14 protein-coding genes are annotated in these 26,840 nt (G+C 67.5%); 9 read left to right on the forward strand and 5 right to left on the reverse strand.

What is annotated here, in order from left to right; genetic code table 11:
* Positions 1 to 66: 66 nt before the first annotated feature.
* Both DMC64_RS06860 and DMC64_RS06865 read left to right on the forward strand, forming a co-directional pair.
* Entirely contained in the window at positions 67 to 1,476 is a 1,410-nt protein-coding gene (locus DMC64_RS06860; RefSeq protein WP_125732949.1) for an RNB domain-containing ribonuclease, read from the forward strand.
* Entirely contained in the window at positions 1,473 to 2,234 is a 762-nt protein-coding gene (locus DMC64_RS06865) for a helical backbone metal receptor (RefSeq protein WP_125732691.1), read from the forward strand. The genes DMC64_RS06860 and DMC64_RS06865 overlap by 4 nt, the downstream gene beginning before the upstream one ends.
* A 39-nt stretch (positions 2,235 to 2,273) precedes the next feature.
* Here DMC64_RS06865 and DMC64_RS06870 read toward each other — a convergent pair whose 3' ends face one another.
* Together DMC64_RS06870 and gabT are read right to left on the reverse strand one after the other, a co-directional pair.
* Positions 2,274 to 3,704, reverse strand: a complete 1,431-nt coding sequence (locus tag DMC64_RS06870; protein WP_125732693.1) for an aldehyde dehydrogenase family protein — start codon at positions 3,702 to 3,704, stop codon at positions 2,274 to 2,276.
* Positions 3,701 to 5,032, reverse strand: coding sequence for a 4-aminobutyrate--2-oxoglutarate transaminase (gabT, locus tag DMC64_RS06875; protein ID WP_199754906.1), 1,332 nt, complete (start codon positions 5,030 to 5,032; stop codon positions 3,701 to 3,703). The genes DMC64_RS06870 and gabT overlap by 4 nt, the downstream gene beginning before the upstream one ends.
* Before the next feature lie 110 nt (positions 5,033 to 5,142).
* Here gabT and DMC64_RS06880 point away from each other — a divergent pair, with 110 nt between their 5' ends.
* Positions 5,143 to 6,612 (forward strand): PucR family transcriptional regulator, encoded by a 1,470-nt coding sequence (locus DMC64_RS06880; protein WP_199754907.1) that lies wholly within the window; start codon positions 5,143 to 5,145, stop codon positions 6,610 to 6,612.
* Here the strand turns inward: DMC64_RS06880 and DMC64_RS06885 are convergent.
* Both DMC64_RS06885 and DMC64_RS06890 read right to left on the reverse strand, forming a co-directional pair.
* The gene (locus tag DMC64_RS06885) at positions 6,596 to 7,330 is read right to left on the reverse strand and encodes a cache domain-containing protein (RefSeq protein ID WP_125732699.1); all 735 of its coding nucleotides are present in this window, start codon (positions 7,328 to 7,330) and stop codon (positions 6,596 to 6,598) included. The genes DMC64_RS06880 and DMC64_RS06885 overlap by 17 nt on opposite strands.
* Positions 7,331 to 7,362: 32 nt before the next feature.
* Positions 7,363 to 8,106 carry a FadR/GntR family transcriptional regulator gene (locus tag DMC64_RS06890; RefSeq protein WP_037331950.1) on the reverse strand — a complete coding sequence of 248 codons (744 nt, stop codon included), beginning with the start codon at positions 8,104 to 8,106 and terminating at the stop codon, positions 7,363 to 7,365.
* 158 nt (positions 8,107 to 8,264) lie between these two features.
* Between DMC64_RS06890 and DMC64_RS06895 the strand changes: the two genes are divergently transcribed.
* The 5 genes from DMC64_RS06895 to DMC64_RS06915 all read left to right on the forward strand — a co-directional run bounded on the left by DMC64_RS06895 (position 8,265) and on the right by DMC64_RS06915 (position 13,809).
* Positions 8,265 to 9,686 (forward strand): gamma-aminobutyraldehyde dehydrogenase, encoded by a 1,422-nt coding sequence (locus DMC64_RS06895; RefSeq protein ID WP_125732701.1) that lies wholly within the window; start codon positions 8,265 to 8,267, stop codon positions 9,684 to 9,686.
* 20 nt (positions 9,687 to 9,706) lie between these two features.
* Positions 9,707 to 10,801 carry an ABC transporter ATP-binding protein gene (locus tag DMC64_RS06900; protein WP_370323669.1) on the forward strand — a complete coding sequence of 365 codons (1,095 nt, stop codon included), beginning with the start codon at positions 9,707 to 9,709 and terminating at the stop codon, positions 10,799 to 10,801.
* A gap of 28 nt (positions 10,802 to 10,829) precedes the next feature.
* Positions 10,830 to 12,035, forward strand: coding sequence for an ABC transporter substrate-binding protein (locus DMC64_RS06905; protein WP_073847580.1), 1,206 nt, complete (start codon positions 10,830 to 10,832; stop codon positions 12,033 to 12,035).
* A gap of 73 nt (positions 12,036 to 12,108) precedes the next feature.
* Positions 12,109 to 12,993: an ABC transporter permease gene (locus DMC64_RS06910; RefSeq protein ID WP_125732705.1), complete on the forward strand. Its 885-nt coding sequence runs from the start codon at positions 12,109 to 12,111 to the stop codon at positions 12,991 to 12,993.
* A gap of 9 nt (positions 12,994 to 13,002) precedes the next feature.
* Positions 13,003 to 13,809, forward strand: coding sequence for an ABC transporter permease (locus DMC64_RS06915; RefSeq protein WP_037331945.1), 807 nt, complete (start codon positions 13,003 to 13,005; stop codon positions 13,807 to 13,809).
* A gap of 45 nt (positions 13,810 to 13,854) precedes the next feature.
* On the opposite strand, the gene DMC64_RS06920 is transcribed toward DMC64_RS06915, so the two are convergent.
* Positions 13,855 to 16,845 carry a PQQ-dependent sugar dehydrogenase gene (locus DMC64_RS06920; protein ID WP_125732707.1) on the reverse strand — a complete coding sequence of 997 codons (2,991 nt, stop codon included), beginning with the start codon at positions 16,843 to 16,845 and terminating at the stop codon, positions 13,855 to 13,857.
* A 440-nt stretch (positions 16,846 to 17,285) separates the two neighbouring features.
* Between DMC64_RS06920 and DMC64_RS06925 the strand changes: the two genes are divergently transcribed.
* Positions 17,286 to 26,828 (forward strand): RHS repeat-associated core domain-containing protein, encoded by a 9,543-nt coding sequence (locus DMC64_RS06925; protein ID WP_125732709.1) that lies wholly within the window; start codon positions 17,286 to 17,288, stop codon positions 26,826 to 26,828.
* Positions 26,829 to 26,840 lie beyond the last annotated feature (12 nt).

Genomic DNA, 26,840 nt, shown 5'->3' on the forward strand with positions numbered 1-26,840 from the left:
CGGCCCGCACCCGAACGGGCGATCAACGGCGCCGGATCGGGATAGGGTTGGGTGGTGCCTCCACTCGTGATCAGGACACATGCGGCGGGAGGGGACTTCGGTCACCTGCGCGCCGAGTTCGCGCTGCCGGAGTCGTTCGGGCCCGACGTGCTCGCCGAGGCGGAGGCGGCGGTCGTCGACCCGCTCGAATCGGCCGGGGAACGCGAGGACGCCACCGGCCTGCCCTTCGTCACCATCGACCCGCCCGGCGCCAAGGACCTCGACCAGGCGGTGCTGATCGAACGCGTCGTCGGCGGCGGCTTCCGGGTCCATTACGCGATCGCCGATCTGGCCGCGTTCATCCCGCCGGGTGGTGCGCTCGACAAGGAGGCACGCCGCCGCGGGCAGACGCTCTACCTGCCCGACGGGAACGTCCCGCTGCATCCGCCGGTGCTGTCCGAAGGCGCGGCGAGCCTGCTGCCGGGGGAGACCCGGCCCGCCGTGCTGTGGACCATCGACGTCGACGCGCACGGCGAGCCGACAGCGACCAAGGTCCGCCGGGCACTGGTCCGGTCCACCGCGCAGTTCGACTACGAGACCGTCCAGGCCGCGATCGACGCGGGCGACCCGCATCCCTCGGTCGCCGCGCTGCCGGAGCTGGGCCGCCTGCGGCGCGAGCTGGCGATCCGGCGCGGCGCGGTCGAACTGCAGCTGCCGGAGCAGGAGATCAGCGGCGATCCCGACGGCGGCTGGGCGCTGATCCAGCGGCCGCGCAACGACGTCGACGCGTGGAACGCCGAGATCTCGCTGCTCACCGGCATGGCCGCGGCCAAGATCATGATCGACGCGAAGATCGGTGTCCTGCGCACACTGCCGCAGCCCGATCCCGAGGCGGTCGAATGGCTGGGCCGGTCCGCGCAGGCGCTGAACATCGACTGGCCGGAGGGCAAGAGCGTGTCGGAGTTCCTGGCCGCGCTCGACCCCGGGCAACCCGCGTCCATGGCGCTTTTCGCCGACACCACAAGGCTTTTGCGCGGCGCCGGGTACACCGTGTTCGACGGCGAACTGCCGGAGCTGACGACGCACGCCGGGATCGGCGGCGCGTACGCCCATGTCACCGCGCCGATCCGGCGGCTGGTCGACCGGTTCGCCACCGAGATCTGTCTCGCGGTGAGCGCCGGCCGCGAAGTGCCCGAGTGGGTTCGCGCGGCGCTTTCGGAGATGCCGGAACAGATGTCGGCGTCCGACACGCTGGCGGCCAAGGTCGAACGCGCCACCATCGACCAGGTCGAGGTCTGGGTGATGGCCGAGCACATCGGCGGCGAGTTCAGCGCGATCGTGCTGCGCGCGGAGGAGACCAAGGCCGAGATCCTGGTCGAGGATCCGCCGGTGATGTCCAAGTGCACGGGCGAGAAGCTGCCGGAAGGCGAGCGGATCCGCGTCCGGCTCACCGCGGTGGACGTCGACAAGCGGAAACTGTCGTTCGAGCGGGCATGATCGACGACCTCGGCGAAGTGGTCCCGCTGCGCGAACCGGCGTCGCGGGTGGTCTCGCTCGTGCCGTCGCTGACCGAGGCCGTCGAGGTGAGCGCGCCGGGACGGCTCGCCGGCGCGACGGACTACTGCACCCATCCGGTCGATCTGGACGTCCCGCGGGTCGGCGGCTCGAAGTACCCGAACGTCGACAAGGTGCTCGAACTCGGACCGGATCTGGTGCTGGCCAACTCCGAGGAGAACCGGCCGGAGGATGTGGAACGCTTACGCGCCAACGGAATCCCGGTTTGGGTGATGGAGGCGTCGGCGACCGTGCCCAGCGCGCTCGCCTCGATCCGGCGGATCCTGACGCAGGCCTACGACCTCGCCGAGCCGGAGTGGCTCGTCGAGGCGGAGGAGATCTGGCGGGAGACGGTGCCGGAGCGCTTCCGCGCGGTCGTGCCGGTCTGGCGGAAGCCGTGGATCGTGCTCGGCCGGGACACCTTCGGCGGTGACGTGCTGCGTCGCGTCGGAATCGGCAACGTCTACGCGGACCACGAAGAGCGTTACCCGCGTCCGAAGCTCGACGAGCTCCAAGCGCGCTTCGCGGCCGAAGAGGCGAACCTGCTCGTGTTGCCCGACGAGCCCTACGAGTTCACTGCCGACGATGGCCCCGAAGCGTTCCCCGGCGCGAAACACGTCCTAGTCTCTGGCCGCTATCTGACCTGGTACGGCCCCTCGCTCGTCGAAGCCCACGCCCACCTCACGCATTTAGTCCTCTGAATGCGGTCATAGCGCATCCAGAGGACTAAATGCGGGGTGTCAGAGGGTCAGGCCGGTCAGGACGGTGACGCGCTCTTCGGTGAAGTCCGCCATCGCCGACGCCGGGCCTTCGCGGCCGACACCGGAGTCCTTCACGCCGCCGTAGGGCATCTGGTCGGCGCGGAAACTGGGCACGTCGCCGACGAGCACGCCCCCGACGCGCAGCTTCGCGGACACGTCGAACGCCGTCGGCAGGTCACGCGTGAACACGCCCGCCTGCAGACCGAAACGCGAGTCGTTGATCCGGCGCACGCCGTCTTCCACCGAGTCCACCCGGGTGATCGACACGACCGGCCCGAAGACCTCGTCGGCCATCACCGACGCGTCCTCCGGCACGTTCGCGAGCACCGTCGGCTCGACGGTGGCGCCGTCACGCTTGCCGCCGGTCAGCAGCTCGCCGCCCGCCTCGACCGCGGCCGTGATCCACGATTCCACCCGGGAGGCGGCGGCGGTGTTGATCAGCGGCCCGACGTCCACGCCGTCGGTGCGCGGATTGCCGGTCCCGAGCGCGCGCACCTGCTCCAATACCTTGGCCTGAAGTTCCTCGTAGACGTCGGCGTGCGCGTACACACGCTGCACGGAGATGCACGACTGACCGGCCTGGTACATCGCGAACGTCGCGATCCGCTGCGCCGCGAAGTCCAGATCCGTCCAATCAGGACAGACGAGCACCGCGGCGTTGCCGCCGAGTTCGAGCGCGACGTGCTTGCGCGGCACGCTGTCCCGGATCCCCCAGCCCACCGGCACGGAACCGGTGAACGACACGACCGGCAGGCGCGGGTCGGCCACCAGCTTGGCCGATTCCTCGTTGCTCACCGGGAGGATCGACCAGCTGCCGGCGGGCAGCTGGGTCTCGGCGAGGATCTCGCCGAGCAGCAACGCGGTCAGCGGTGTCGCGGGCGCGGGCTTGAGCACGATCGGCGCGCCGACCGCGATCGCCGGCGCGACCTTGTGCGCCACCAGGTTCAGCGGGAAGTTGAACGGCGTGATGCCCAGCACCGGGCCCTTCGGCACGCGGCGCACCAGCGCGAGCCGTCCGGTGCCGCCGGGGTCGGTGTCGAGCCGCTGCAGGTCACCGGAGAACCGGCGGGCCTCCTCGGCGGCCCAGCGGAACGTCGACGCCGCGCGCCCGATCTCGCCGCGAGCCCACTTCAGCGGCTTGCCGGACTCGGCGGTGATCAGCTGCGCGATCTCTTCGGACCGCTCACCCAAAACTCGGGACACGTGGTCCAACGCGCCCGCCCGGACGTGCGCGGGCAGCGTCGCGAACTCGTCCTGGACGTCGTGCGCGGCCTGGACCGCGGCTTCGGTGTCCGAAGTGGACGGAACGTGGTGCGACCCGGCCTCGCTTCCGTCGAAGGAGTGACGGACGACGACGGTCTCGTCGCTGGTGACCGGCTTTCCGGCTACCCAGTAAGGGAAGGTGGTCACTTGGAAGCCTCCGTGCGGACAGCGTGCTCGAGGACGGACAGGCCCTCTTCGAGCAGTTCGGTGGACAGGGACAGCGGCGGCAGCAGACGGACGACGTTGCCGTAGGTGCCGCAGGTGAGGACGACGACGCCCGCCTGGTGGCAGGCCTGCGCGACGCGTTTGGTCAGGTCGGCGTCGGGTTCGGTGGTGCCCGGCTTCACGAACTCGGCGGCCAGCATCGCGCCGCGGCCGCGGACGTCGCCGATCACGCCGGTCTCCCCGGCCAGCGCGCGCAGCCGCGGCAGCACCGTGTTCTCGATGCGCTTCGCCGACGCGGCGAGGTTCTCCTGACGCATGATCTCGATCGAGCCGAGCGCCGCGGCGCACGCGATCGGGTTACCGCCGTAGGTGCCGCCGAGGCCACCCGGCGGGACGGCGTCGAGCAGTTCCGCGCGGCCGGTGACCGCGGCGAGCGGCAGCCCGCCCGCGATGCCCTTGGCGGTGGCGATCAGATCGGGCACGACCTCTTCGTGGGTGGACGCGAACCACTCGCCCGTGCGGCAGAACCCGGTCTGCACCTCGTCGGCGACGAACACGACACCGTTTTCGGTGCACCAGCGGGAAAGCGCGGGAAGGAACCCGGGGGCGGGCTCGATGAAACCGCCTTCACCCTGCACCGGCTCCAGCACGACCGCCGCGACCTGGTCGCCGCCGATCTGCTTCTCGATCCGGTCGATGGCGATCCGCGCGGCCTCGGGACCGGACAGGCCGTCGCGGTACGGGTACGAGCCGGGTACGCGGTAGACCTCGGGCGCGAACGGGCCGAAACCGTGCTTGTAGGGGATGGACTTCGCGGTCAGCGCCATCGTCAGGTTGGTGCGGCCGTGGTAGGCGTGGTCGAACACGACGACCGCCTGACGTCCGGTCGCGGCGCGGGCGATCTTCACCGCGTTCTCGACGGCTTCGGCGCCGGAGTTGAACAGCACTGAACGCTTCTCGTGTGTGCCCGGCGTCAGCTTGTCGAGTGCTTCGCACACCTCGACGTAGCCCTCGTACGGCGTGACCATGAAACACGTGTGCGTGAAGCGTCCGGCCTGCTCGCGGACGCGGTCCACGACGGCGGGGGCGGCATGGCCGACGTTGGTCACCGCGATACCGGAACCGAAGTCGATCAGGACGTTGCCGTCGGCGTCGGTGAGCAGGCCGCCTTCGGCCGAGGTGACGTAGACGGGCAGCACCGAGCTCACGCCGGCGGCGACGACGGCCGCGCGTCGTTCCTGCAGGGCGCGCGAGGCGGGGCCGGGGATCTCGGTGCGCAGCCTGCGCTGCGTTGCGGTGGTGGCGGTCACGGCCAAACTCCTGCGGACGCGAGGGACGGTGGTCGCCCTCCAGGATGGGAGCCGCGCCCGGCGCCGTCAGCTCGACATCTTGTCGATATCGAGGCGTAGAGTTGGACAACATGGCACTGACCCTCGCCGCGCTCGTGGCCGAACGTTCGCTCGGCCTGCGGGTGCGCGCGGCCGAGGCGGCGCTCGACCGGCCGATCGGCTGGATCCATCCCACCGAACTGACCGATCCGCAGGCCTTCCTCGAAGGGGGCGAGCTGCTGCTGACCACTGGTCTCGCCCTCGATGAGACCACGTCACCCGGGTACATCCGGCGACTGGTCGACGCGGGCGTGGCGGGGCTCGGTTTCGGGGTCGGACTCAGTCACGAGAGCATTCCTCAGTCTCTTGTGGACACCGCGGACGAGGTCGGGTTCCCGGTGCTGGAAGTGCCGAAGAAGACGCCGTTCATCGCGATCACGCGCGCGGTATCCCGTGCGGTCGCCGCCGACGAGTACGCCTCGCTCGTGCGCACCGGCAAGGGGCAGCAGGAACTGACGAGGACCGCCGTCGGCAAGGGCGGCCCCGGCGGGGTGGTGCGGAAACTGGCGAAGCTGGTCGATGGCTGGGTGCTCCTGCTCGATTCGGCAGGCGCGGTCACCGAGGCTTCGCCCTCCGCGCGGGCCTTCGCCGAAGGCCTCCAGGACGACTTCGCGCGGCTGCGTGCGGGCACGCTGGTGACGGTGGCGGGGGAGTACGAGGTCGTTCTGCAGACGCTCGACACACGCGCGCGGGGTGTGCTCGCCGTCGGCACCCGTGAGCCGCTCGACGCCGCGGGGCAGCACATCGTCAACACCGCGGTGTCGTTGCTTTCCCTTGCCCTGGAACAGAACCGTGAGCACAGCGGAGCCTTGCGGCGGTTGAGGACGGGGCTGTGTGACCTGCTCGCCGCGGGGCACGGCGAACTCGCCACGCGGACGATGAAGTCGCTCTGGGGCGGTGTTCCGGAAGCGCCGTGGTCCGTGCTGGCCGTCGCCGGTCCCGCGAGTGCGCGCCGGTCGCTCGCCGACGCGCTCGACGCAGAGACTTCCGGAGACAAGGTGTTCTTCGGCGAGTCCGGAACGTTCGTGCTCGCTCTCGGCGACGTGGAGGCGGTCGCCCGGCACGCTTCCCGGATCGGCGGATTGCACGCCGGGCTGTCCGAACCTGTATCCACTGTGGACTTCCCGGCCGGGTTACGGCAGGCGAAACAGGCGGCGGAAGCGGCGAAGGCCGAACGTTCCCCGTTGGTCCGGTTCGCCGAACACGCCGGGCGTGGCTTCCTGGAGCTCGTCGATTCCCAAGCGGCGCAAGCGTTTTCGGACAACTTGCTGGCGCCGCTGCGGCACCACGACGAAACCGGCAGGGGCGAACTGGTCGCCTCACTGACCTGCTGGCTCGAACACCACGGTCACTGGGATCTGGCGTCCGCGCGGCTCGGCGTCCACCGGCACACCTTGCGCAACCGCATGCGCAAGGTCGCCGAACTCACCGGCCGCGACCTCGATTCCCCTGGCGTGCGCGCCGAATTCTGGCTCGCGCTGCAGGTCAGCGCTCGGACCTGACCAAGGCGATCGGCGAGTCCCCGCAGCGCCGCAGCTGAGCGCCGGACTCCGTCGTGACCGGCTCCGCGCCGGCGGACCACCACGCCGGGACGTCGACCTCGCGGACCAGCGAGCCCGTCGCCTGCCGCGCGTTGTTCGACACGATCACCCTGCCCTGCGCGTTGACCAGTGCCGCGCGGCCGCCGAGGGCGCGCAGCTTCGGCTGCAGCAGGCGCTCGACCTCGCGCACGTAGATGTCCGCGCCGACGACGCCCGCGAAGGCCCCGTCGCGCTGGACGGGCACGGTGAAGGTCAACGTGTATTCGTCGGTGCAGAGGTAGTCGACGTACGGGCCGTTGATGTGGCGTCGGCCCGTGTCACGCGGGACGGTGAACCACGACTGCCTGGTGTAGTCCAGGAAGTTCTCGCTGTCCGGATCGAGGCTGATGACCAGCTGCACCGGCTCGGCGTCGCCGGTCTCGGTCCACCATTCGAAGCCGAATTCCTGATCGGCCAGTGCGTTCGGCGCGCTGATGAACCCGGCGCCGACGACCAGGCCGCCGAGGACCTCGAAGACCTGCGGCCGGAGACGGGTCAGGTCTTCCGCGGTGGCATCGGCGGATGCGGCCAGGAGCCCCTCGGCGCCGGCCAGTACCGGCTTCAGCCGACCGAAGACGTCTTCGACCAGGGCGGATACCTGTTCGACGACCTCGGAACCGGCGGACGGTGTGTCGTTCACGATGCTCACCTCGGATGCGCGGATGTCGCAGCTTAAGGGGCCAGAAGGTCTAAATGCACGTCCGCCAGCCGGTCTATCGCTTCGAGGATGTGCTCCTCGGTGAGCTTCCTGGCCAGCTCGCCGTCGCCCTGTGCGATGGCGGCGGCGATCGCGCGGTGTTCGGCGTAGGCGTTCTCGCGGGTGCCGTGCGGCTCGAGCGGAAGCCACAGCAAACCACCACGTTCGCTCTGCAACTGCACTTCTTCCCTGGTCAACCGCGGCGATTGGGCGGCCGCGGCGACTTCGAGATGGAACTGGCGCTCGGCACGCGACGCTTCCGCGCCGGTGGCGGTGCGGATGTCCTCGGTCGCCAGTTCGAGCCGCTCGATGTCTTCGGGCGAACTCCGCTCGGCGGCGAGTTTGGCCGCCGAGCCCGCGATGGCGAGGTAGTGATCGCCGACGTCACGAAGCTCGGACAGCGAGACCGTGCGAAGGCGCTCTCGCCACGAAGCGGCCGAAGGGTTGGCAGGCGTTTTTACGAAGCTTCCGCCGCCTCGGCCGCGTCGCGTCTCGACAAGGCCCTGCTGTCGCAAGGCCACGAGCGCTTCGCGAACCGTCACGGTGGAGACGCCGAACTGGGCGGCCAGCTCGGCTTCGCTCGGCAGCTGTTCCGAATCGGCCAGCAGCCCGAGCGTGATGGCGTCGACCAGCCGCGAGGTGACCGCTTCCGCCCGGCCGATCTGGTCGAGCGGAGCGAACATCGCTGATCGCGCGCTGTGCGACATCCCCTTACGCATGGTGGCCCTTCGCCCGTACCGCTACCCGATGGAACCAATCTTGCACCATCGTCTTGTCATTTAACCTATGGACTTATATGTTTTAGCTCCCGCGCCGCCCCACAAGGGAGCAAGGGACCTTTGCTACCACCTCACGCCACCAGGCCCCTGGAGGTCTCGTGCAGCAGTTGAAGCACTTCATCGGCGGTGAGTACACCGGATCCGCGTCGGGCAAGGTCGCCGACGTCGTCGATCCCGTCACCGGCCGCCCGTATTGCACCGCCGCCGTCGCCGGCCCCGAAGACGTCGACCGCGCGCTCAAGGTCGCGGCAGCCGCCTTCGAAACCTGGCGCGAGACCACACCCGCGCAGCGGCAGCTCGCGCTGCTGAAGATCGCGGACGCCGTCGAAGCCCGCGCGGACGGCCTCGTCCTCGTCGAATCGGCGAACACCGGCAAGCCGGTCGCGCTCACCGCGGCCGAAGAACTGCCGATGATCGTCGACCAGTTGCGGTTCTTCGCGGGGGCCGCGCGTGTCCTCGAAGGACGGTCGGCGGGCGAGTACATGGAAGGACATACCTCTTTCGTCCGCCGAGAACCGATCGGCGTGTGCGCGCAGGTTACGCCGTGGAACTATCCGCTCCTCATGGCGGTCTGGAAGATCGCGCCCGCGCTCGCCGCGGGGAACACCGTGGTGCTCAAACCGGCCGACACGACGCCAGCGTCGACCCTTCTCTTCGCCGAGATCTGCGCCGAGTTCCTGCCACCCGGTGTGCTCAACGTGATCTGCGGCGACCGCGAAACCGGGCGGGCGCTCGTCGAGCACGAGATCCCCGCGATGGTGTCCATCACCGGTTCTGTGCGAGCCGGGATCGAAGTCGCCGCTTCGGCTGCGAAGGACGTTAAGCGCGTACACCTCGAGCTCGGCGGTAAAGCGCCCGTAGTCGTCTTCGCGGACGCCGACATCGAAGCGGCCGCAGAAGGTATCGCTGCCGCCGGCTACTTCAACGCGGGCCAGGACTGTACGGCGGCGACGCGCGTCCTGGTCGCCGACGAAGTCCACGACACCTTCGTCGCGGCTCTCACCAGGCAGGCGCGGGCGACCACCACCGGCAAGCCCGACGACACGTCGGTCAGCTACGGGCCGCTCAACAACGCCGCCCAGCTCGACCGGGTCGCCGGTTTCGTCGACCGGCTGCCCGCGCACGCGATGGTCCACTGTGGAGGCAAGCGGCATGGGGACGAGGGTTACTTCTACGAACCGACGGTGATCTCCGGGGTCCGTCAGGACGACGAGATCAGCCAGACGGAGATCTTCGGTCCGGTCATCACCGTGCAGCGCTTCGAGACCGAAGCCGAGGCGTTGGCCACGGCCAACGGCGTCGAGTACGCGCTCGCGTCGTCGGTGTGGACCACCGATCACCAGCGGGCGATGCGGCTCGCCGGGAAGCTCGATTTCGGCTGCGTGTGGATCAACACGCATATCCCGCTGGTCGCCGAAATGCCACACGGCGGCTTCAAGAAGTCCGGCTACGGCAAGGACCTCTCGCTCTACGGCCTCGAGGACTACACCCGCGTCAAGCACGTGATGAGCGCGCTGTGACGACCACCGAAAGGCACGCCATGCCTCATCAAGCGCCCACCGCCGCCGCGGGGGAGCAAGGGACCTTTGCTACCACTTCCGCAGGTGGAGGCGACATTCCGGCCATCCGGCTGCGCGGCCTGCGCAAGGAGTTCGGCCAGGTCCACGCGGTCGACGGCGTCGACCTCGACATCCCGCCCGGCGAGTTCTTCTCCATGCTCGGCCCGTCCGGTTCCGGCAAGACGACCGTGCTCCGCATGATCGCCGGCTTCGAACTCCCGACGTCGGGCACGATCGAACTCCACGGCCGCGACGTCAGCCGTCTCGCGCCCTTCGACCGCGACGTCAACACCGTCTTCCAGGACTACGCGCTCTTCCCGCACATGACCGTGCAGCAGAACGTCGAGTACGGCCTCCGGGTGAAACGCGTCCCTCGCGCGGAGCGCCGTCAGCGCGCGAAGGAGGCTCTCGACACCGTCCGGCTCGGCGAGTTCGGGGAGCGCAAACCCGACCAGCTCTCCGGCGGCCAGCGGCAGCGGGTCGCGCTGGCCAGGGCACTGGTCAACCGGCCCAAGGTGCTGCTGCTCGACGAACCGCTCGGCGCGCTCGACCTGAAACTGCGCCACACCATGCAGACCGAGCTGAAGCAGATCCAGCGCGAGGTCGGCATCACCTTCATCTTCGTCACCCACGACCAGGACGAGGCGTTGACGATGAGCGACCGCATCGCGGTGTTCAACGCCGGCCGCATCGAACAGGTCGGCTCACCGGTCGAGGTCTACGAGCGGCCCGCGACGGCGTTCGTCGCCGGCTTCGTCGGCACCTCGAACCTGCTCAGCGGTGGCGGCGCCGAGAACATCATCGGCAAACCCGGTGTGTTCAGCATCCGCCCCGAGAAGATCCGCATCGACGCCGATCTCTCGAAATCCGCCGGGGTCGGCGAGACCAGCGCCACCGGCACCGTCACCGACACCGTCTACGCCGGCGCGACCGTGCGTTACGAGGTCACGCTCGACGCCGGTGGCCAGCTCTCCGTGGTCCGGCAGAACACCGCCGAACCCGCGGACTTCGAAGGCGGCCGCGTCCGCCTGAGCTGGCGCCACGAACACAGCTTCCGCGTCCCCGAAGCCGGTTAGTTCTCCCCCTGTACCGAAAGGTTGTTCAATGAAGAACAGGAAACTCGCGCTCGCCGGCCTGCTCGGCGCCGGCCTGCTCGTGGCCGCCTGCGGAACGTCCGGATCCAGTTCGACCGCCGCCGCGCCCGGCGGACAGGGTTTCACCCCGCCGAAGCTCGACGCGCTCGCGCAGCTCGGCCAGCCGGAAGGCCAGGTCAACGTGCTGGCCTGGCCCGGCTACGCGGAGAACGGCTCCAACGACCCGGCCGTCGACTGGGTCACCGGCTTCGAGAAGGAGACCGGCTGCAAGGTCAACGTCAAGGCGTTCGGCACCTCCGACGAGGCCGTGAGCCTGATGAAGACCGGACAGTACGACGTCATCTCCGCCTCCGGTGACGCTTCGCTGCGGCTCATCGCGTCCGGCGACGTCGAACCGGTGAACACCGCGCTCGTCCCGAACTACGCCGACGTCTTCGACTTCCTCAAGAACCGCCCGTGGAACAGCGTCAACAACGTGTCCTACGGCGTGCCGCACGGCTGGGGCGCGAACCTGCTCACCTGGCGCACCGACAAGGTGACCCCGGCGCCGACGTCGTGGTCGGTCATGTTCGACGCGAACAGCCCGTACAAGGGCAAGATCTCGGCTTACGACTCGCCGATCTACATCGCCGACGCCGCGCTGTACCTGCAGACGCACAAGCCCGAACTCGGGATCAAGAACCCGTACGCCTTGGACGACAAGCAGTTCCAGGCCGCCGTCGACCTGCTCAAGCAGCAGCGCCCGATGGTGGGGGAGTACTGGTCGGACTACCTGAAGGAAAGCCAGGCGCTCAAGAGCGGCGACGCCGTCGTCGGCACCGCCTGGCAGGTGACGGTGAACCTGACCAAGAGCGAAGGCGCGCCGGTCGAGTCCGTGCTGCCGTCCGAAGGCGCGACCGGCTGGTCGGACACCTGGATGGTGGGCGCGAAGTCGCCGCACAAGACGTGCTCCTACAAGTGGCTGAACCACATCGTCAGCCCGAAGGCGAACGCCCAGGTCGCCGAGTATTTCGGTGAATCGCCTTCGAACCCGAAGGCGTGCGCCGAAACCAAGGACAAGAAGCACTGCGAGACCTACCACGCCGGTGACGCCGCGTACGCCTCGAAGATCCAGTACTGGACGACGCCGATCACGCAGTGTCTCGACGGCCGCACCGACGTCAAGTGCAAGGACTACGGCGAGTGGACCCGCGCCTGGACCGAGATCAAGGGCTGACCTCCCGACTCCGGGAGCGGCCGGTGGGCCCCCCACGCCGGCCGCTCCCGGTCCCATCTCAAGGCGGAAGAAGATGACGACCACCCTTGACTCGCCACGGCGGAAAGCCTCCGCCTACCTGTACCGCAAACCCAAGCTGCGCCTGGGAATCCTGCTCTCCGCGCCGATGCTGTGGCTCGGCCTCGCCTACCTCGGCGCACTGGCCGCGTTGTTCGTGACCGCGTTCTGGAGCACCGACGTCTTCACCGGCCAGGTCGTGACCGAGTGGTCGCTGAACAACTTCGTCACCCTGTTCAGCGACGCGGTGTATCGCACGATCACCCTCCGGACGGTCGGAATCGCCGCGCTGGTCACGGTGGTCACCGCGATCATCGCCTTCCCGATGGCGTTCTACATGGCCAAATTCGCCTCACCCAGGGCACGGCGGCTGCTGGTGATCGCCGTCATGACCCCGCTGTGGGCGAGCTACCTGGTGAAGGCCTACGCGTGGCGGACCATGTTGTCCGGCAACGGGGTTCTGCACTGGCTGCTCGACCCGTTCGGCCTCGACACCCCCGGCTACGGCGTGCTCGCGACCGTGATCACGCTGTCGTACCTCTGGCTGCCGTACATGATCCTGCCGATCTACGCGGGCCTGGAGCGGCTGCCGAATTCGTTGGTGGACGCCGCGAGCGACCTCGGCGCCCGGCCGTTCCGCACGTTCCGCTCGGTGGTGCTGCCGGTGACCTTCCCTGCCGTCGTCGCCGGTTCGATCTTCACGTTCTCGTTGTCGCTGGGCGACTACATCGCGGTGAAGATCGTCGGCGGCACGTCGCAGATGCTGGGCAACGTCGTCTACGACAACATCGGCGCGGCCAACAACCTGCCGTTCGCGGCGACCGTCGCGACCGTGCCCGTGGTGATCATGCTCGCCTACCTCGCCGCCGTGCGCCGCACGGGCGCGCTGGACAACCTGTAGGAGCGCGCGATGCGGCTTTCCCGGACGACCAAATACCTGCTGCTGGCGGCGCTCGTGCTCGGCCTCGGCGTCATCTACTTCCCGCTGCTCGTGGTCCTGCTCAACTCGTTCAACGCGGACACCACCTTCGGCTGGCCGCCGTCGAGCTTCACCCTCGAATGGTGGAGCCGGGCCGCGGAGAACGAAGGCGCGCTGAACGCACTCGGCACGAGTGTCCAAGCAGGACTCGCGGCGACCGCGATCGCACTGGTACTCGGCACGATGGCGGCCTTCGCGCTGCAGAAGTACCGCTTCTTCGGCCGCAACCAGGTGTCGCTGCTGATCATCCTGCCGATCGCGCTGCCCGGTATCGTCACCGGTATCGCGCTGAACAACGCCTTCCGCACGATCCTCGGCATCGACCTCGGCCTGTTCACCGCGATCGTCGCGCACGCGACCTTCTGCATCGTGGTGGTGTTCAACAACGTCGTCGCCCGCCTGCGACGGATGGGCGGCAACCTCGAAGAGGCGTCGATGGACCTCGGCGCCGACGGGCTCACGACGTTCCGGCTGGTGACCTTCCCGATGCTGCGGTCGGCCCTGCTGGCCGGCGGCTTGCTCGCCTTCGCCCTGTCGTTCGACGAAATCATCGTCACGACGTTCACCCTCGGGACCGGTCTGGAGACCCTGCCGATCTGGATCCTGAACAACCTGTTCCGGCCGAACCAGGCCCCGATCGTCAACGTCGTGGCGGCGGTGCTGATCCTGGCCTCGACGGTGCCGGTCTATCTGGCGCAACGGCTTTCCGGCGACACGACGTCGGGCGGACGGCTGTGAGACAACGCCGGTGCGACCCTTTGCGGGCCGCACCGGCGTTTTCACTCAGTAACGACGGTCTTCGATCGCTCCCGTCGATCCGTTGTAGGTGATGTAACCGTTCTGGAAGTCGCTGCGCTTGCCGGTCGGGATGTTGTATTCACCGCTGGTGGGGAAGCCGAGATACGACGTTTCCCAGCCGAGATCCCGCCAGCGCAGCCGGATCATCCCCTTGACCTCCCAAGCGACGTTCGTCCCCGCCCGCCAGTAGATCGAGTGATCGAATCCGCCTTGGCGGAAGTGGTTGTACTTCCCGGTACTCCCGGGCGTCCACGTCTCGTCGGTGATGGGGTAGCCGACGCCGTTTTGCCAGCCGGTCGCCGCGAAACGGTCACGGATCGATCCGTGCACTTCGAAGGCGTCCGTCGACGGTGACCAGAAGATCGAGCCGTTGCCGCTGAAGTGGGTGAACCGGCCGACGCCGTCCGGCGTGGCCACCTCGTCGGTGGTCGGGTAGCCGAAGAACTTCTCCCAGCCCAGCGAACGCCACTTCTGCCAGATCCGGCCCATCACGTAATGCGCGCCGGTCGCCGCGGTCCAGTAGATCGAGGCGTTGTTGTTGTTGAAGTGGTTGACGCGGCCGATCCCGTCCGGTGTCGTCAGCTGGTCGGTGGTCGGGAAGCCGAGCGGCCCCGCCTCGCCGTTGGTCGCCTGCCACTTCGCCCGGATCTCGCCGTGGATCGCCATGGCCCCGATGCTCGAGGTCCAGTAGATCGAGCCGACACCCGTGGTCGGCCCGCCCGTGAAGTCGTTGTAGCGACCGTTGTTCGCTCGAGCCACCAGTTCGTCCGTGGACGGAGAGCCGAGGAACGCGTGCGCCCCGAGCGTGACGTACTTGGTCAGGATCTCTCCGGAGACTGCTTTGACGCCGTGCTGATCCGTCCAATACAGACGGCCGGAAGCGTACTGCTGCCAATGGCCGTCACCCTCGATGAGTTCCAGTCCCACCGGAGCGCCCATCAAGGTCCGGATAGGCGCCTCGTCCGCGTAGCGCTTCTGGATGGGGGTCTGATACTCCGCGCGGAGGGTGAGCCCCGCGACGGGCATCTGGACCTGACGGACCGGCTCGGTGCTCTGGTTGTCCGGCCATTTGACGAAGTTCGCCGCGTCCAGGGATTTGGGGGGAGCGGAGATCTGGACGGGGGAGTTCACGGTCACCAGCCGGTTGGCACTCTCGTTCACCCCGATCTTGAGCCGCGCCGGGCGGGTGCCGGCGACGGCCAGCCGAGCCGTCCGAGGATTGACGGAGTACCGCTGACTCGTGATGACGCCTCGGCCGTTCTCCGCCGTCGCGGTGACCACGACACGGGTGTCGGTCTCGTTCGGGAAGGCGAACGAGAAGGTGGGGCCCGTGCCGGTACGCAGCGTGGTGTAATCGCAGGTGCTGCTCTGAGGACAGCGCATCCGGTCTGCCCGCCACTTCACGGCCAGCGGTCCGTCGATGGGATCCTCGGCCGAAGAAACGCCCACGGATACAGTTTCGCCGCCGGAAAAGACGGCGTTCGGGTCAGGAGCCGCGAGCGAGAGCGTGGGTGTGGCTTCACCGGGAAGGAAGGTCTGGCTGGCGTTCGTCACCGCACCGTGCGCGTCGCTCACCGTGAGACTGACCGTCACCACGTCGCCGGTCGAGTAGGTGTGCTCCACGACCTGACCGCTACCGGTGGTGCCGTCCCCGAAGGTCCATTGGTAGTCGAGGGTGTCCAGATCCGGGTCACTCGACCCTCCCGCGTCGAGTGAGATCTTCTTCGTGTCCGGCGTCACGGTTCCGGTGAACGCCGCGAAGGGGGCCTTGTTCGCCGGCTTGTAGCTCAACCTGCGCAGTTTGGAAGATGCGGAGTCGGCCAGCACGACGTCGCCGTTCGGTGCCGTCAGAACGGCGACCGGATCGCCGATGTCGGAGGCGATCGCGTTGATCGCCTGGGTGACCTTGCCCCCGGCGTCGAACGCGAAAGTCGAAAGCGTGTGACCGCTCTTGTTGGCTACGAAATGAAGTCCCCGATAAATCTCGGGATACGAAGTCCCGGTGTAGGGAACTCCGCCGACGAGGGTATCCGTCGCGCCCTGGGTCGTCTCACTGATCGGTGCGGAGTTCGCGACGTTCGCGCATTCCGGGAGGTCGCGATAGCCAGGCGCACGCGTGGTCCCTTCCCAGCACGGCCATTTCAAGTTCTGGCCGGGGAAGGCGAGATTCGCTTCGCTGCGGGCCGCCCAGCCGATGTCGGTGACGACGACACCGCCTCGCGGATCCACCGCGATCCGGGGATCGCGCAGTCCGCTCGTGTAGTTGCGGCTGCGCCAGGACGTCGGAGCCCCCGGGTCGTAGAACGGATTGTCCACCCGGCCTTTGCCGTCCGTGCCGATGCGAAGCACCTTGCCTGTCGGTTGAGCGGGATCCAGTGCTCGCAGCGCGAACTTGTCCACATTGTCCTTGGTCGCACCGGCCGGAGCCTGAACTGTCGCGTTGTCCCCGACAGCGACCCAGAGGACGTCGCCGCCGGGATCCACGACGACGTCCTGGATTCCCTTGCTGTCGGCGTTGACCGGGAACTCCAGGACCGGAGCCTCGTCGGTGAGTCCCGTCGGTGCGCCCACACCCTCCGCCCGCCATTTGCTGAGGCGGAACACCTGAGTGGACGTACCGGTCGCGAGTGCCCGAGTGGTATAGACCGTTCGGCTGGTGGTGAAGTCCGGCGCCACCGCGATGCCGGTGAGGCCGAGCGAACCGGCGGTGTGCACCGGAAGTGAGGCGATCTGTACCGGCTGGCCACCTCGCGGTACCAGCTGTACCGATCCCAGGCGGCCGGTGGTCAGCGCACTTCCGTCCGGGAGGTAGGCGGCGTCGGTGAGATCTCCGGCCTGCTGACCGGTGGGTGTGTCGATCAGGGCGAACCCCGTCGGGAGCGCCGGCGCGGCCTGTGCCGGGGGTGCCGAGGTGACCACGGTGCCGAGCAGCACCGTGGCGGCCGCGGAGACGACCAGGGATCTTCGAGTCCGCATTGGACCTTCCTTCTCCGAATACGGAGAGTGCCATGCGCGGAAAGTGCTCACGAACGCACAAAAAATCGCGTCGGCGCGACAGAGTTGCCCATTCTGTAACGCGACGCGACCTTCCGCCCCCAGCGCCCTCGTTTTTGACTATGAGCACGCCGGACGCTAGCGGCTGGTCAGAGCGCCGTCATTCGGCCGAAAGTGTGATTCGGCCGACCCTGTCGAAGATTTGTGATCTAGCTCATCATCGGCTAACGCGCTAATCGAACTATCGAACGCATGGTCGACTACCGTTCGGTCATCCACGCGTGCCCATTCGGCCACGGCCATTTGGCCCAAAATCGGCAAAAGGCCTTGCCGGACGTCTCGTCGCCCAGCAATATCAACTCGCCGACCTGCTCTCAAGGAGCCGAGGGCTGTCCTGGGTGGGCAGCCCAAGGGGGGAAGTCATGAAGCGGATCCGTCGTGGACCTGTCCTGCGCGCAAGACTCCGGGTGACGCTCGCGTTGCTGCTGATCGTCGCACTCGTGGCGACGCTGGGGCCGGCGGCTTCGCAACGGTTTCCGTCGTCGGACGAGGCGGGTGCGTCGGCTGTGGCGGACGCTCCGAAGCAGGAGTCGGGATCCGCGGAAGGCGTCGCGGACCGTCCGACCCCCGACAACGCCGCCACTCCCGCGGTCAATCGGGCGACGGCCACTTCACTTCAGTCGAAGTACCCGCCGATCGCCTTTCCCGAACCCGCCTCCGACAAGCGCAGCAGCGCGACGGTCGTACCGCCGCCTGCCGCCCAGGTGCGTGGTTTCGACGCGCAGGCCAGCAAAGAACTGCCGCAGCAGCGCACCACGCACAGCAGTGTTTACGACAATCCCGACGGTACGCAGACCACCGTCTACGGCCAAGACCCGCTGAACTTCCCGCTGCCCGAGGGCGGATTCGGCCCCGTCGACACCCGCGCCGTCCCCGATCAGGCAGGCGGCTGGCGCAAGGCGGGTGACGAGCTTCAGGTCCACATGGGACAGACAAGCGGCTCGATGCGAGTGAGCGACGGCGCCGGGCATGAGGCGGCCTTCAGCCTGCTGGGTGCGCGGGCGACGGCCGGGCACGCGGAAGGCAACGCGGTCGGGTACCCCGACGTTCTGCCGAACGCCGACATGCGGGTCGAGTTCACCGCGGGCGCGGCCAAGGAGTGGTTCGTCCTCAAGAATCCCGACGCTCCCCATGCCTGGGAGTTCGCGCTGGATCTGAAGGGACTCGAGGCGAGGATCGCCGATGGTCAGGTGGTCTTCGTCAATCAGGCCGGCGCCGTCGTCCTGCGTGTCCCGCTGGGTTACATGCTCGACTCGAGCCGTCAGGAAAGCGGTGAACCCGCGACCTCCTATGGCGTCACCTACCGGCTCGGAAGCCGTGATGGCAAGCAGATCCTCCGGGTGGAACTCGACTCCGCGTGGCTGCGGGACCCGGCAAGGGTCTACCCCGTGCGCGTTGATCCCACCGTGGTCAAGGAGTCGGTCAGCACCGGCAACCTCGTGGTGGAGAACGGCACCCGGTACACCAACGCCAACGAGTTGCGCATCGGTCGCAGCGGTGGCAAGACCGCATCGAGCTACCTGCGTTTCGGTGGCATCGGCGGAGATCTGAAGGACAACCGGATCTTCGGTGCGCAGCTGCAGTTGACCAACTTCTGGTCCGGCTCCTGTACTCCCCGTCCGATGAGTGTGCACCCGGTCACCGCGGACTGGGGGTCCTCCGGAACACCCCCGATCGGCGGCGCGCTGGGTGGCGGGGTCTTCTCGCACGGGTACATGGCCCCCTTGGCGACCAGGTCGAACTGCCCGACCGCCCACGAACTGATCGACCTGGGCGTCGGCGGCCGGGAGCTCGTCCAGCAGTGGGCGGGCGGCGCTCCGAACCATGGTCTCGCCCTTCAGGCGCCGACGGACCCGGCGGCGTGGAAGCGCTTCACCGGCTTCGGCACGGCCAACCCGCCGCGGCTCTACGTGACGCACTCGCCTTATAACGCCGACTACCGCATCGACCGTGCCACACCGGAACCGCCGGTCACCCGTGCGGCCTCGGGCAAGGTCAAGATCACCGTGACGAACCGCGGTGCGCAGACCTGGTCACGCAACGACTTCGCGCTGGGTTACCGCGTCTACGACCGGAGTGGGAACCCGCTCGGCTCCCAGATCGCGGCCGAGCTCCCCGGTGACGTGGCGCGCGGCGCTTCCGTCACACTCGACGCGGAGATCAAGGCGATCGGGGTGGGCAGCTATCTCCTCGACTTCAGCATGCTCCGCAAGCCCGGCGACTACTTCACCGATCACCAGGTCGCGCCCGCCCGTATCGGCCTCGACGTGTACGACGTGCCGCCGTTCATCAAACAGCAGTACCCGCTCAACGGCGCCTCCGTCCAGACGCTGACCCCGCAGTTGTGGGCGAGCGGTATCGACGTCGACCCGCCCGCGGGCAGCACCCTGAAGTACCGGTTCGAGGTTTGCGAAAAGGGGGCGAACGACAACCCGGTCAACTGCTTCAGCTCGGCACACCAGACGAGTCCGACGTGGACGGTTCCGGACAAGAAGTTGTTCTGGAACAAGATCTATCTCTGGCGCTCGTTCGCGTTCGACGGCACCAGCGAGAGCGAAGCGCTGCCGTTCAGTGCCATCTTGAGCGCGGTCCCGCAACCGGCGATCACCTCGCATATGGCCATGACCCCGCACAGCGGAACCGACCGTGACTTCGACCCGATGGTCGGCAATTACCACTCCAGTGCGATCGACGTCCAGATGCCGACGGCCGGCCCCGGCCTGAGCGTCATCCGGACCTACAACACCTTGGACCCCCGCCGCGACCACTGGTTCGGCACGGGATGGGCGACGAAGTACGACATGCGCGTGGCCCGGGACTACGCGGGGAACGCCCTGGTCACCTATCCCGACGGCCAGCAGTTGAGGTTCGGGCTGAACCCGGACGGCACCTACGCGCCGCCGCAGGGCCGGTTCGCCGGTTTCAAATCCGAGCCGGACGGCGGCTGGTCGCTGACCGACAAGTCGGCGACCACGTATCGCTTCGACGCCGCGGGCAAGCTGACCGGTTACACCGACGGCGTCGGGCGCGGCGTCAGGATCTACTGGGAGGGTGACGCCCTCACCCGTGCCCTCGATCTGGCCAGCGGGCGGCAATTGGTCTTCCTGATCCAGGATCGCAAGGTCGCCGAGGTGTTCGCGACCGAGGTCAACGGCCAGATCCGGAACTGGAAGTACTCCTACGAGGGCAACCGGTTGCGACAGGTCGAAGACCCCCTGGCGAACATCACCCGGTACGACTACGCCGATCAGTCCAGGTTCCGCACGGTCGTCAATGACACGGCGCCGGACGGCTACTGGCGATTGGGTGATCAGAACGGCGAGACGGCCGTCAGCCAGGTGGCGCTCAACCGGGGCAAGGACAACGGCAAGTACAAGAACGTCGTGCTCGGCACGGCCGGTGCGGTACCGGGTTCGGCCGACACCGCGGCGACCTTCAACGGGTCGACCTCGGTGCTGCAACTCCCGGACGGGGCGATCAAGAAGAGCAGGGATCTCTCGGTCGGGCTGTGGTTCAAGACCAGTGGTGCCGGTGTCCTGCTGGGCTATCAGCAGAACGAGCTCTCGGGTTCCCTGCAGAACGCCTACACCCCGGCGTTGTACGTCGGGACGAACGGAAAGCTCTACGGGCAGTTCGCGGACGGCACGACCGCGCCGATGAGCACTTCCGGTGTGGTCAACGACAACAAGTGGCATCACGTGGTGCTTTCCGGATCGCTGGCGACACAGTGGCTCTATCTCGACGGTGTCCAGGTCGCGACCAAGCAGGGCGTGATCGAGCACGGCAACCAGACCAAGACGTACGTGGGCGCCGGCTTCGTCTCCGGTAACTGGCCTGCCAAGCCCGGCAACGACCACGGGTACTTCGCCGGAGCGATCGACGAGGTGGCCGTCTACACCAAACCTTTAGGGGACAACGCGGTCCGCGAGCAGTTCCAGGCTGCTCAGCCGTCCGAAGGGCTCAGCAAGATCACTCTGCCCAGCGGCAGGATCGCCGCCGAGGTGGAATACGACACGGTCAGCGAGCGGGTGAAGAGCTACACCGACCGCAACGGCGGGGTCTGGCGGCTCGGCGTTCCGGTGATCACCGGTGAAGAGAACAATCTGATCCGCACCGTTCAGTTCACCGATCCGGGAAACCGCAACCACACCTTCGACTACGACCCGGTTCGGGGCCGGATCCTGCGGACGGTCACTCCGTTGGGGCTCGGCGTCCGCCCGGAAGACCAGGCCGGGCAGCCCGCCGGGGAAGTCGGTTACGGGATCCGAACCTACGACTACGACGACGAAGGCAACCAGAACACCATCGTCTCCGAGAACCTCAATGAGGTCACGCTCGGATTCGACCAGCGGGGCAACGTCATCAGCAAGCGGACCTGCCAGATGCCCGGCCGCTGCCAGACCGAATATTTCGGCTACCACTTCAGCCCGGACAACCCGCTCGATCCGCGTAACGACAAGGTCGTCTGGAGCCGGGACGGAAGATCCACGAACGCCGAGGACAACCGGTATCTGACCACGTACCTCTACAACGCCAAGGGCGACCTTCTCAGTCAGAAGATGCCCGACGGCGGCGAGGTCGTGCACAGCTACACCACGGGCACCGAGCAGCCGCTCGACAACGTGGGCGTCCCGGTTCCGGCCGACCTGTTGCTGTCGACGGTGAGCGCGACGGGGGAGAGCACGAATTTCCGGTACTACAGCACCGGCGATCTCGGTGAGATCCAGCAAGCGTCCGGAATGCGGACAAGATTCGTCTACGACGCCGCCGGACGGCGGACCTCTTCCACGATCTACGTGGACGCGTACCCCGACGGCATCACGACCACTTATGAATACGACGCGCTGTCGCGCGTGAAGGCCGAGACAGGGCCCGAGACCACGAACGCCGTCACCGGTGTCAAGCATCGTGCCCGGACGGTCACGTCCTACGACAAGGACGGGAACATCGAGCGCGAGGAGGTTTCGGACCTCGTCGGTGGCGACCCGGCCCGCGTCACCACTCGTGAGTACGACGATCATGGCCGTCTCGTGCATCTCGTCAACCCGGAGGGCAAGGGGACACGGTACGGCTTCGACGTCTTCGGCAACCGGATGTTCGAAATCGACGCGAGCGGTGTGAAGAAGTCCTACGCCTATACGGCTCGCAATGAAGTCGCCGAGGTGCGCCTGCACGGTTGGCACGGTGGCGTGGTCGACCCTGCCGACGGGGACGGCCGCCCGGGTGACGGTGAAGGGGATACCGATCCGGCGAATTCGAAGCCGACGGTGCTCGAGTCCTTCCGGTACGACGAGTCCGGACGACAGATCCTGCACGTCGACGCGATGGGCCGTACGACGCGGAACAACTACTACGCCAACGATCTGGTCGCTCAGGTCGTCGCGGAGGGCTACAAGGATCCTGTCACTGGATACGTTCGCGACCTCGTGCTGGAGAACAACAGCTACGACGGCGCCGGTAACCTGACCAAGCAGACCACGGCCGGAAACCGGACCACGACCTACGACTACGACACGGTCAACAGGCTCACACAGTCGATCGAAGACCCCGGCGGACTCGATCGCAGCACGAGGTTCACCTACGACCGCAGCGGCAATGTGATCCGCACCGAGAAGTCCGGTAACCCCTCGAACACCGGTGGCGGACAGGTGAACACCCTTGAGGTCACCGAATTCGAATACAACGCCTCCGGCCAGCGAATCAAGCAGACCGTCCACAATGGTCAGGAACGGCTGATCACCAGCTGGGACTACGACGAGCGCGGGATGCCGGTGTCCGTCACCGATCCTCGTGGGAGCCAGTCGTCGTCGCAATACACGACGACGATGGCGTACGACCAGCTGGCCAGGCCCATCCGGGCCACCGGTCCGCGAGTCCGCACGGAGTCGAACGGCGGCGCGCCGGTGGACGCGCAAGCGACCATGATCACCGGCTACGACACCTTCGGTTCGGTCACGCACACGAAGGACCCGCTCGGTCGCGTCACCACGGCCGAGTACGACAAACTCGGGCAGCTGGTGAAGGCGAGCCTGCCGTCGTACACGCCGCCCGGCGCCACGGCGCCGATCACGCCGACCAAGGAGATCCGCTACGACGCCGTGGGGCGCGTGATCAAGCAGATCGACGCCCGGCAGCACGCGACCGAACTGCGGTACGACCAGCTGGGAAGGCTGCTGGAGCGGCACGACCCGCAGGACAACGGCACGGCCGCCGGTGTCTGGAAGTACTCGTACACGATGACCGGCCTGCCCCTGTCCGCGACTTCGCCGACGGGTGCCCGGGTCGAAGCGACCTATGACGAACTGGGCCGCAAGGTGACCTCGACCGCGGTGGAGCGGTTCCCGGCGCCTGCCGCGTACACCACGAAGTACCGGCACGACGACGCGGGCAACGTGGTGGCGGTCGAGAATCCGGCCGGCGAGAAGAGCCTGAACACCTACGACAAGCTGAACCAGCTGATCACCGCGGTCGACCCGGCCGGGGTCACCACCAAGCGGGGCTATGACCGGCAGGGCAGGCTGGTCCGGGCGAGCGACGGTGCGGGCGTCACGAAACGGCTCAACTACGACCTGGCCGGACGCGTGATCTCCGAGTTCGACGTCGACGGCCAGTGGACCGGCTCGCAGCCGCTGTTGCGGGAGCGCAAGTTCACCTACGACCCCGCCGGCAACATGCGGACGTCGGAGGACTGGGAGAAGCGGGTCACCACGTTCAACTACGACGCGGCGAACCGGCTGTCCAGCCAGATCGAGCCCGTCGCGGACGGGAAGACGATCACGACGTCATTCGGCTACGACGCGGCCGGAAACCGCACCAGGTTCACCGACGGCCGATCGAACAAGACCGTCTTCACCTACAACAGCCTGAACCTGCCGGAGTCGGTGGTCGAGCCGTCCACAGCCGCGCATCCCGCGGCGGCGGACAGGACCTGGACGCAGTCCTACGACGCCACGGGCAACGCGACCCGGCTGACCGCGCCCGGAAACGTGAACCGCGACCGGACGTTCGACGCGCTGAACCGGATGCTCACGGAGACGGGCTCGGGCGCCGAGACGCAGACCACCGGCAAGGCGCGGACCTACGACGCCGACGGCCGTGTGCGGGTGGCAGGAAGTAACGCGTACACCTACAACGACCGCGGTGGTCTGCTGACCGCGACCGGTACCTCCGGCGCGTCATCCTTCGAGTACGACAACGCCGGGCGCGTCATCACCCGGAAGGACGCCGCCGGCACCACCGGTTACGGCTACCTCAAGGGCCGTCTGGACTCCGTGACCGACGGCGCGACCGGCGGCAAACTGACCTACGGCTACAACGAAGCAGGCAAGGTCAAGACGATCGACTACGGCGCCGGTCGCGTCCGGACCTACGACTACGACAACCTCGCACGGCCGAAGTCCGATGTCCTGAAGGAAGCGAACGGCACGGTCCTCTCGTCGATCGCCTACACCTACGACCCGAACGACCGGGTCAAGACGAAGACGACCGCGGGGTTGGCCGGCTCCGGTCAAAACAGCTACTCGTACGACTTCCAGGGCCGGATGCTCTCCTGGACGGACCCGTCGGGTAAGTCGAACGAGTACGGCTGGGACGACTCGGGCAACCGAGTCAAGGCGGGTGACAAGAACGCGACCTACGACGAGCGGAACCGTGTCCTCGCCGACGGCGACTACACCTACGCCTACTCGCCGCGCGGTTCGCTGAGTTCACGCACGTCGTCCGGCATGGAGGAGAAGTACTCCTTCGACGCCTTCGACAGGCTGGTCAAGTTCGGCACGACCGAGTACACCTACGACGACTTCGACCGGCTCGCCACCCGAGGCGGACAGAAGTTCTCGTACGCGGGCATGGAACGGGACACTGTCAGCGACGGCGTCTCGCGCTTCGGCCGCGGTCCGGATGGCTCTTTGGTATCGCTCTCGCAGGGAGCCGATTCCCGGCTCACGCTTTCCGACCGGCACGGCGACGTCGTCGGCGCGCTGGCGCCCGCGTCGGGTGGCGTCGTCGACTCGACGGCGTACGACCCGTACGGCAAGCGGATCGCGTCGACCGGTGCCTCGCGGACGGTCGGTTTCCAGGGCGACTGGACGGATCCCGACAACGGGAACGTCAACATGGGGGCGCGGTGGTACCAGCCGGGTTCCGGCACGTTCGCTTCACGCGACAGCATCGAGCTCCCGTTCTCGCCGTCGATCAGCGCGAACCGGTATTCGTATGTGCTGGGTTCGCCGCTGAACTACTTCGACCCGGACGGCCACGGCTGGTTCAGTGACCTGTGGGACAAGGCGGGCACGATCGTGCACACCGCCCTGGACGTGGCGGGCATGATCCCCGGCATCGGCGAGATCGCCGACCTCGCGAACGCCGCGATCTACGCCGCCGAAGGTGACTGGGAGAACGCCGCCTGGTCGGCGGCGGGCGCGATCCCGTTCGGTGGCAACGCCGCGACCGCGGCGAAGTGGGCCCGAAAGGCGGGCGACTTCATCGGCAACGGCCGACGGGCGGGCCGCCACGCCGACGACGCGATCGGTCTCGGCCGTCGCTATGGCGATGACGTCGCCGGCGCCGCTCGGCGGGGTGTTGATGATGCCGCTGCGGCTGCTGCTCGGAAGGCTTCTGCTGTTGCGGCTGCTCGTAAGGCGGCTGCCGCCGCCGCTGCGGCCGCGGCTCGGCGGGCCGCGGCGATCCTGGCGAAGAAGAAGGCGGCCGCGGCCGCCGCGCGGGGTGCCGCGGAGCGGACGGCGAAGCGGAATCCGATTCCGACGTTGAAGGCGGCTTTGAAGCCGGTGTTCAAGGGGACGGATCTGGTGTCGTCGTCGCCGTTGACGCCGGCTCGGGTGGTGCAGGCGTTCAAGGCGGATGTGCAGGATTCGGGTCGGGTTTTCGATTTCTTCAAGAAGCAGGTGGTGGGGGACGGGAACGTCGTCCAGAACGTCGCGGAGACTGTGACGGCGGTGTCGGAGGTTGCTCAATCGGGGGCTTCTCCTGATGATCTTTTGTCCGCTCTGGGTGGTTTGGCTGGGCGGAACAAGAGCCGGGGTAAGCATCACGACGAGTCGTCGAGCGGTTCGGCTACGAGTTGTGTGTCGAAGAACAGTTTTGATCCGAACACGCTGGTGGTGATGGGTGACGGGTCTCGTAAGCCGATCAAGGATGTGAGGGTCGGGGACAAGGTCCTGGCGAAGGATCCGACGACGGGGCGTACTGCGGTTCGGGTGGTGACGGATGCCCGTTCGCATGCGAGTAAGCGGACTCTGGTCGAGGTCGGTGTCGCGAGCGGTGCCGATCGTGGGTCTGTGGTGGCGACGGATGAGCATCCGTTCTGGGTGGAGTCGGAGAAGCGGTGGTCGAACGCTGTTGATCTGAAGGCCGGTCATCGGTTGGAGACCGGGGATCATCGGGACGCCACTGTCACGGGGACGCGGTCGTGGTCTGAGACCCGGCGGGTCTACAACCTGACCGTCGACACGGACCACACGTACTACGTCGTCGCAGGTCAGACACCTGTCCTCACCCACAACTGTGACAAGAAGCTTGATTTCGTGCATGGGACGACATCAACACACGCGGACAACATTGACGCCAATGGCCTGAGCGGTCATGCGGCGCGGGCGAACGCCCACGGAGGCGCCTTGAACCAGCCGGGAAGCTTGTTCACTTACCAGGTGAACTCGACTGATAGTGAAACACTGAGCGCCGCGGCGTCGTTCGGTGCGACGCGTACTGGGGCTGGGGAACGGCCGTCGATTCTCATCTTCCAGATGTGCCAGTGCGACTATGATCGGTTGAAGGAAGCTGGGCACATCCGAACCCGCGTCACGGACGAAGTCAGCAACAGGGTTGAGCACATCTTCAGGCCGGCGGCGATGCCGTACCTGGAGAGGATTTATCGGAGGGATTTCTGATGGATCGGTCCG

This window comes from Amycolatopsis sp. WAC 04197 (assembly GCF_003947475.1).
In the GTDB taxonomy this organism is placed as follows: Bacteria; Actinomycetota; Actinomycetes; order Mycobacteriales; family Pseudonocardiaceae; genus Amycolatopsis; species Amycolatopsis japonica.

Coding starts and splice junctions, on each gene's coding strand:
- DMC64_RS06915 (WP_037331945.1), top strand. CDS start 13,003: ATGCGGCTTTCCCGGACGACCAAATACCTGCTGCTGGCGGCGCTCGTG.
- DMC64_RS06910 (WP_125732705.1), top strand. CDS start 12,109: ATGACGACCACCCTTGACTCGCCACGGCGGAAAGCCTCCGCCTACCTG.
- DMC64_RS06890 (WP_037331950.1), bottom strand. CDS start 8,106: ATGCGTAAGGGGATGTCGCACAGCGCGCGATCAGCGATGTTCGCTCCG.
- DMC64_RS06880 (WP_199754907.1), top strand. CDS start 5,143: ATGGCACTGACCCTCGCCGCGCTCGTGGCCGAACGTTCGCTCGGCCTG.
- DMC64_RS06865 (WP_125732691.1), top strand. CDS start 1,473: ATGATCGACGACCTCGGCGAAGTGGTCCCGCTGCGCGAACCGGCGTCG.
- DMC64_RS06925 (WP_125732709.1), top strand. CDS start 17,286: ATGAAGCGGATCCGTCGTGGACCTGTCCTGCGCGCAAGACTCCGGGTG.
- DMC64_RS06905 (WP_073847580.1), top strand. CDS start 10,830: ATGAAGAACAGGAAACTCGCGCTCGCCGGCCTGCTCGGCGCCGGCCTG.
- DMC64_RS06920 (WP_125732707.1), bottom strand. CDS start 16,845: ATGCGGACTCGAAGATCCCTGGTCGTCTCCGCGGCCGCCACGGTGCTG.
- DMC64_RS06900 (WP_370323669.1), top strand. CDS start 9,707: ATGCCTCATCAAGCGCCCACCGCCGCCGCGGGGGAGCAAGGGACCTTT.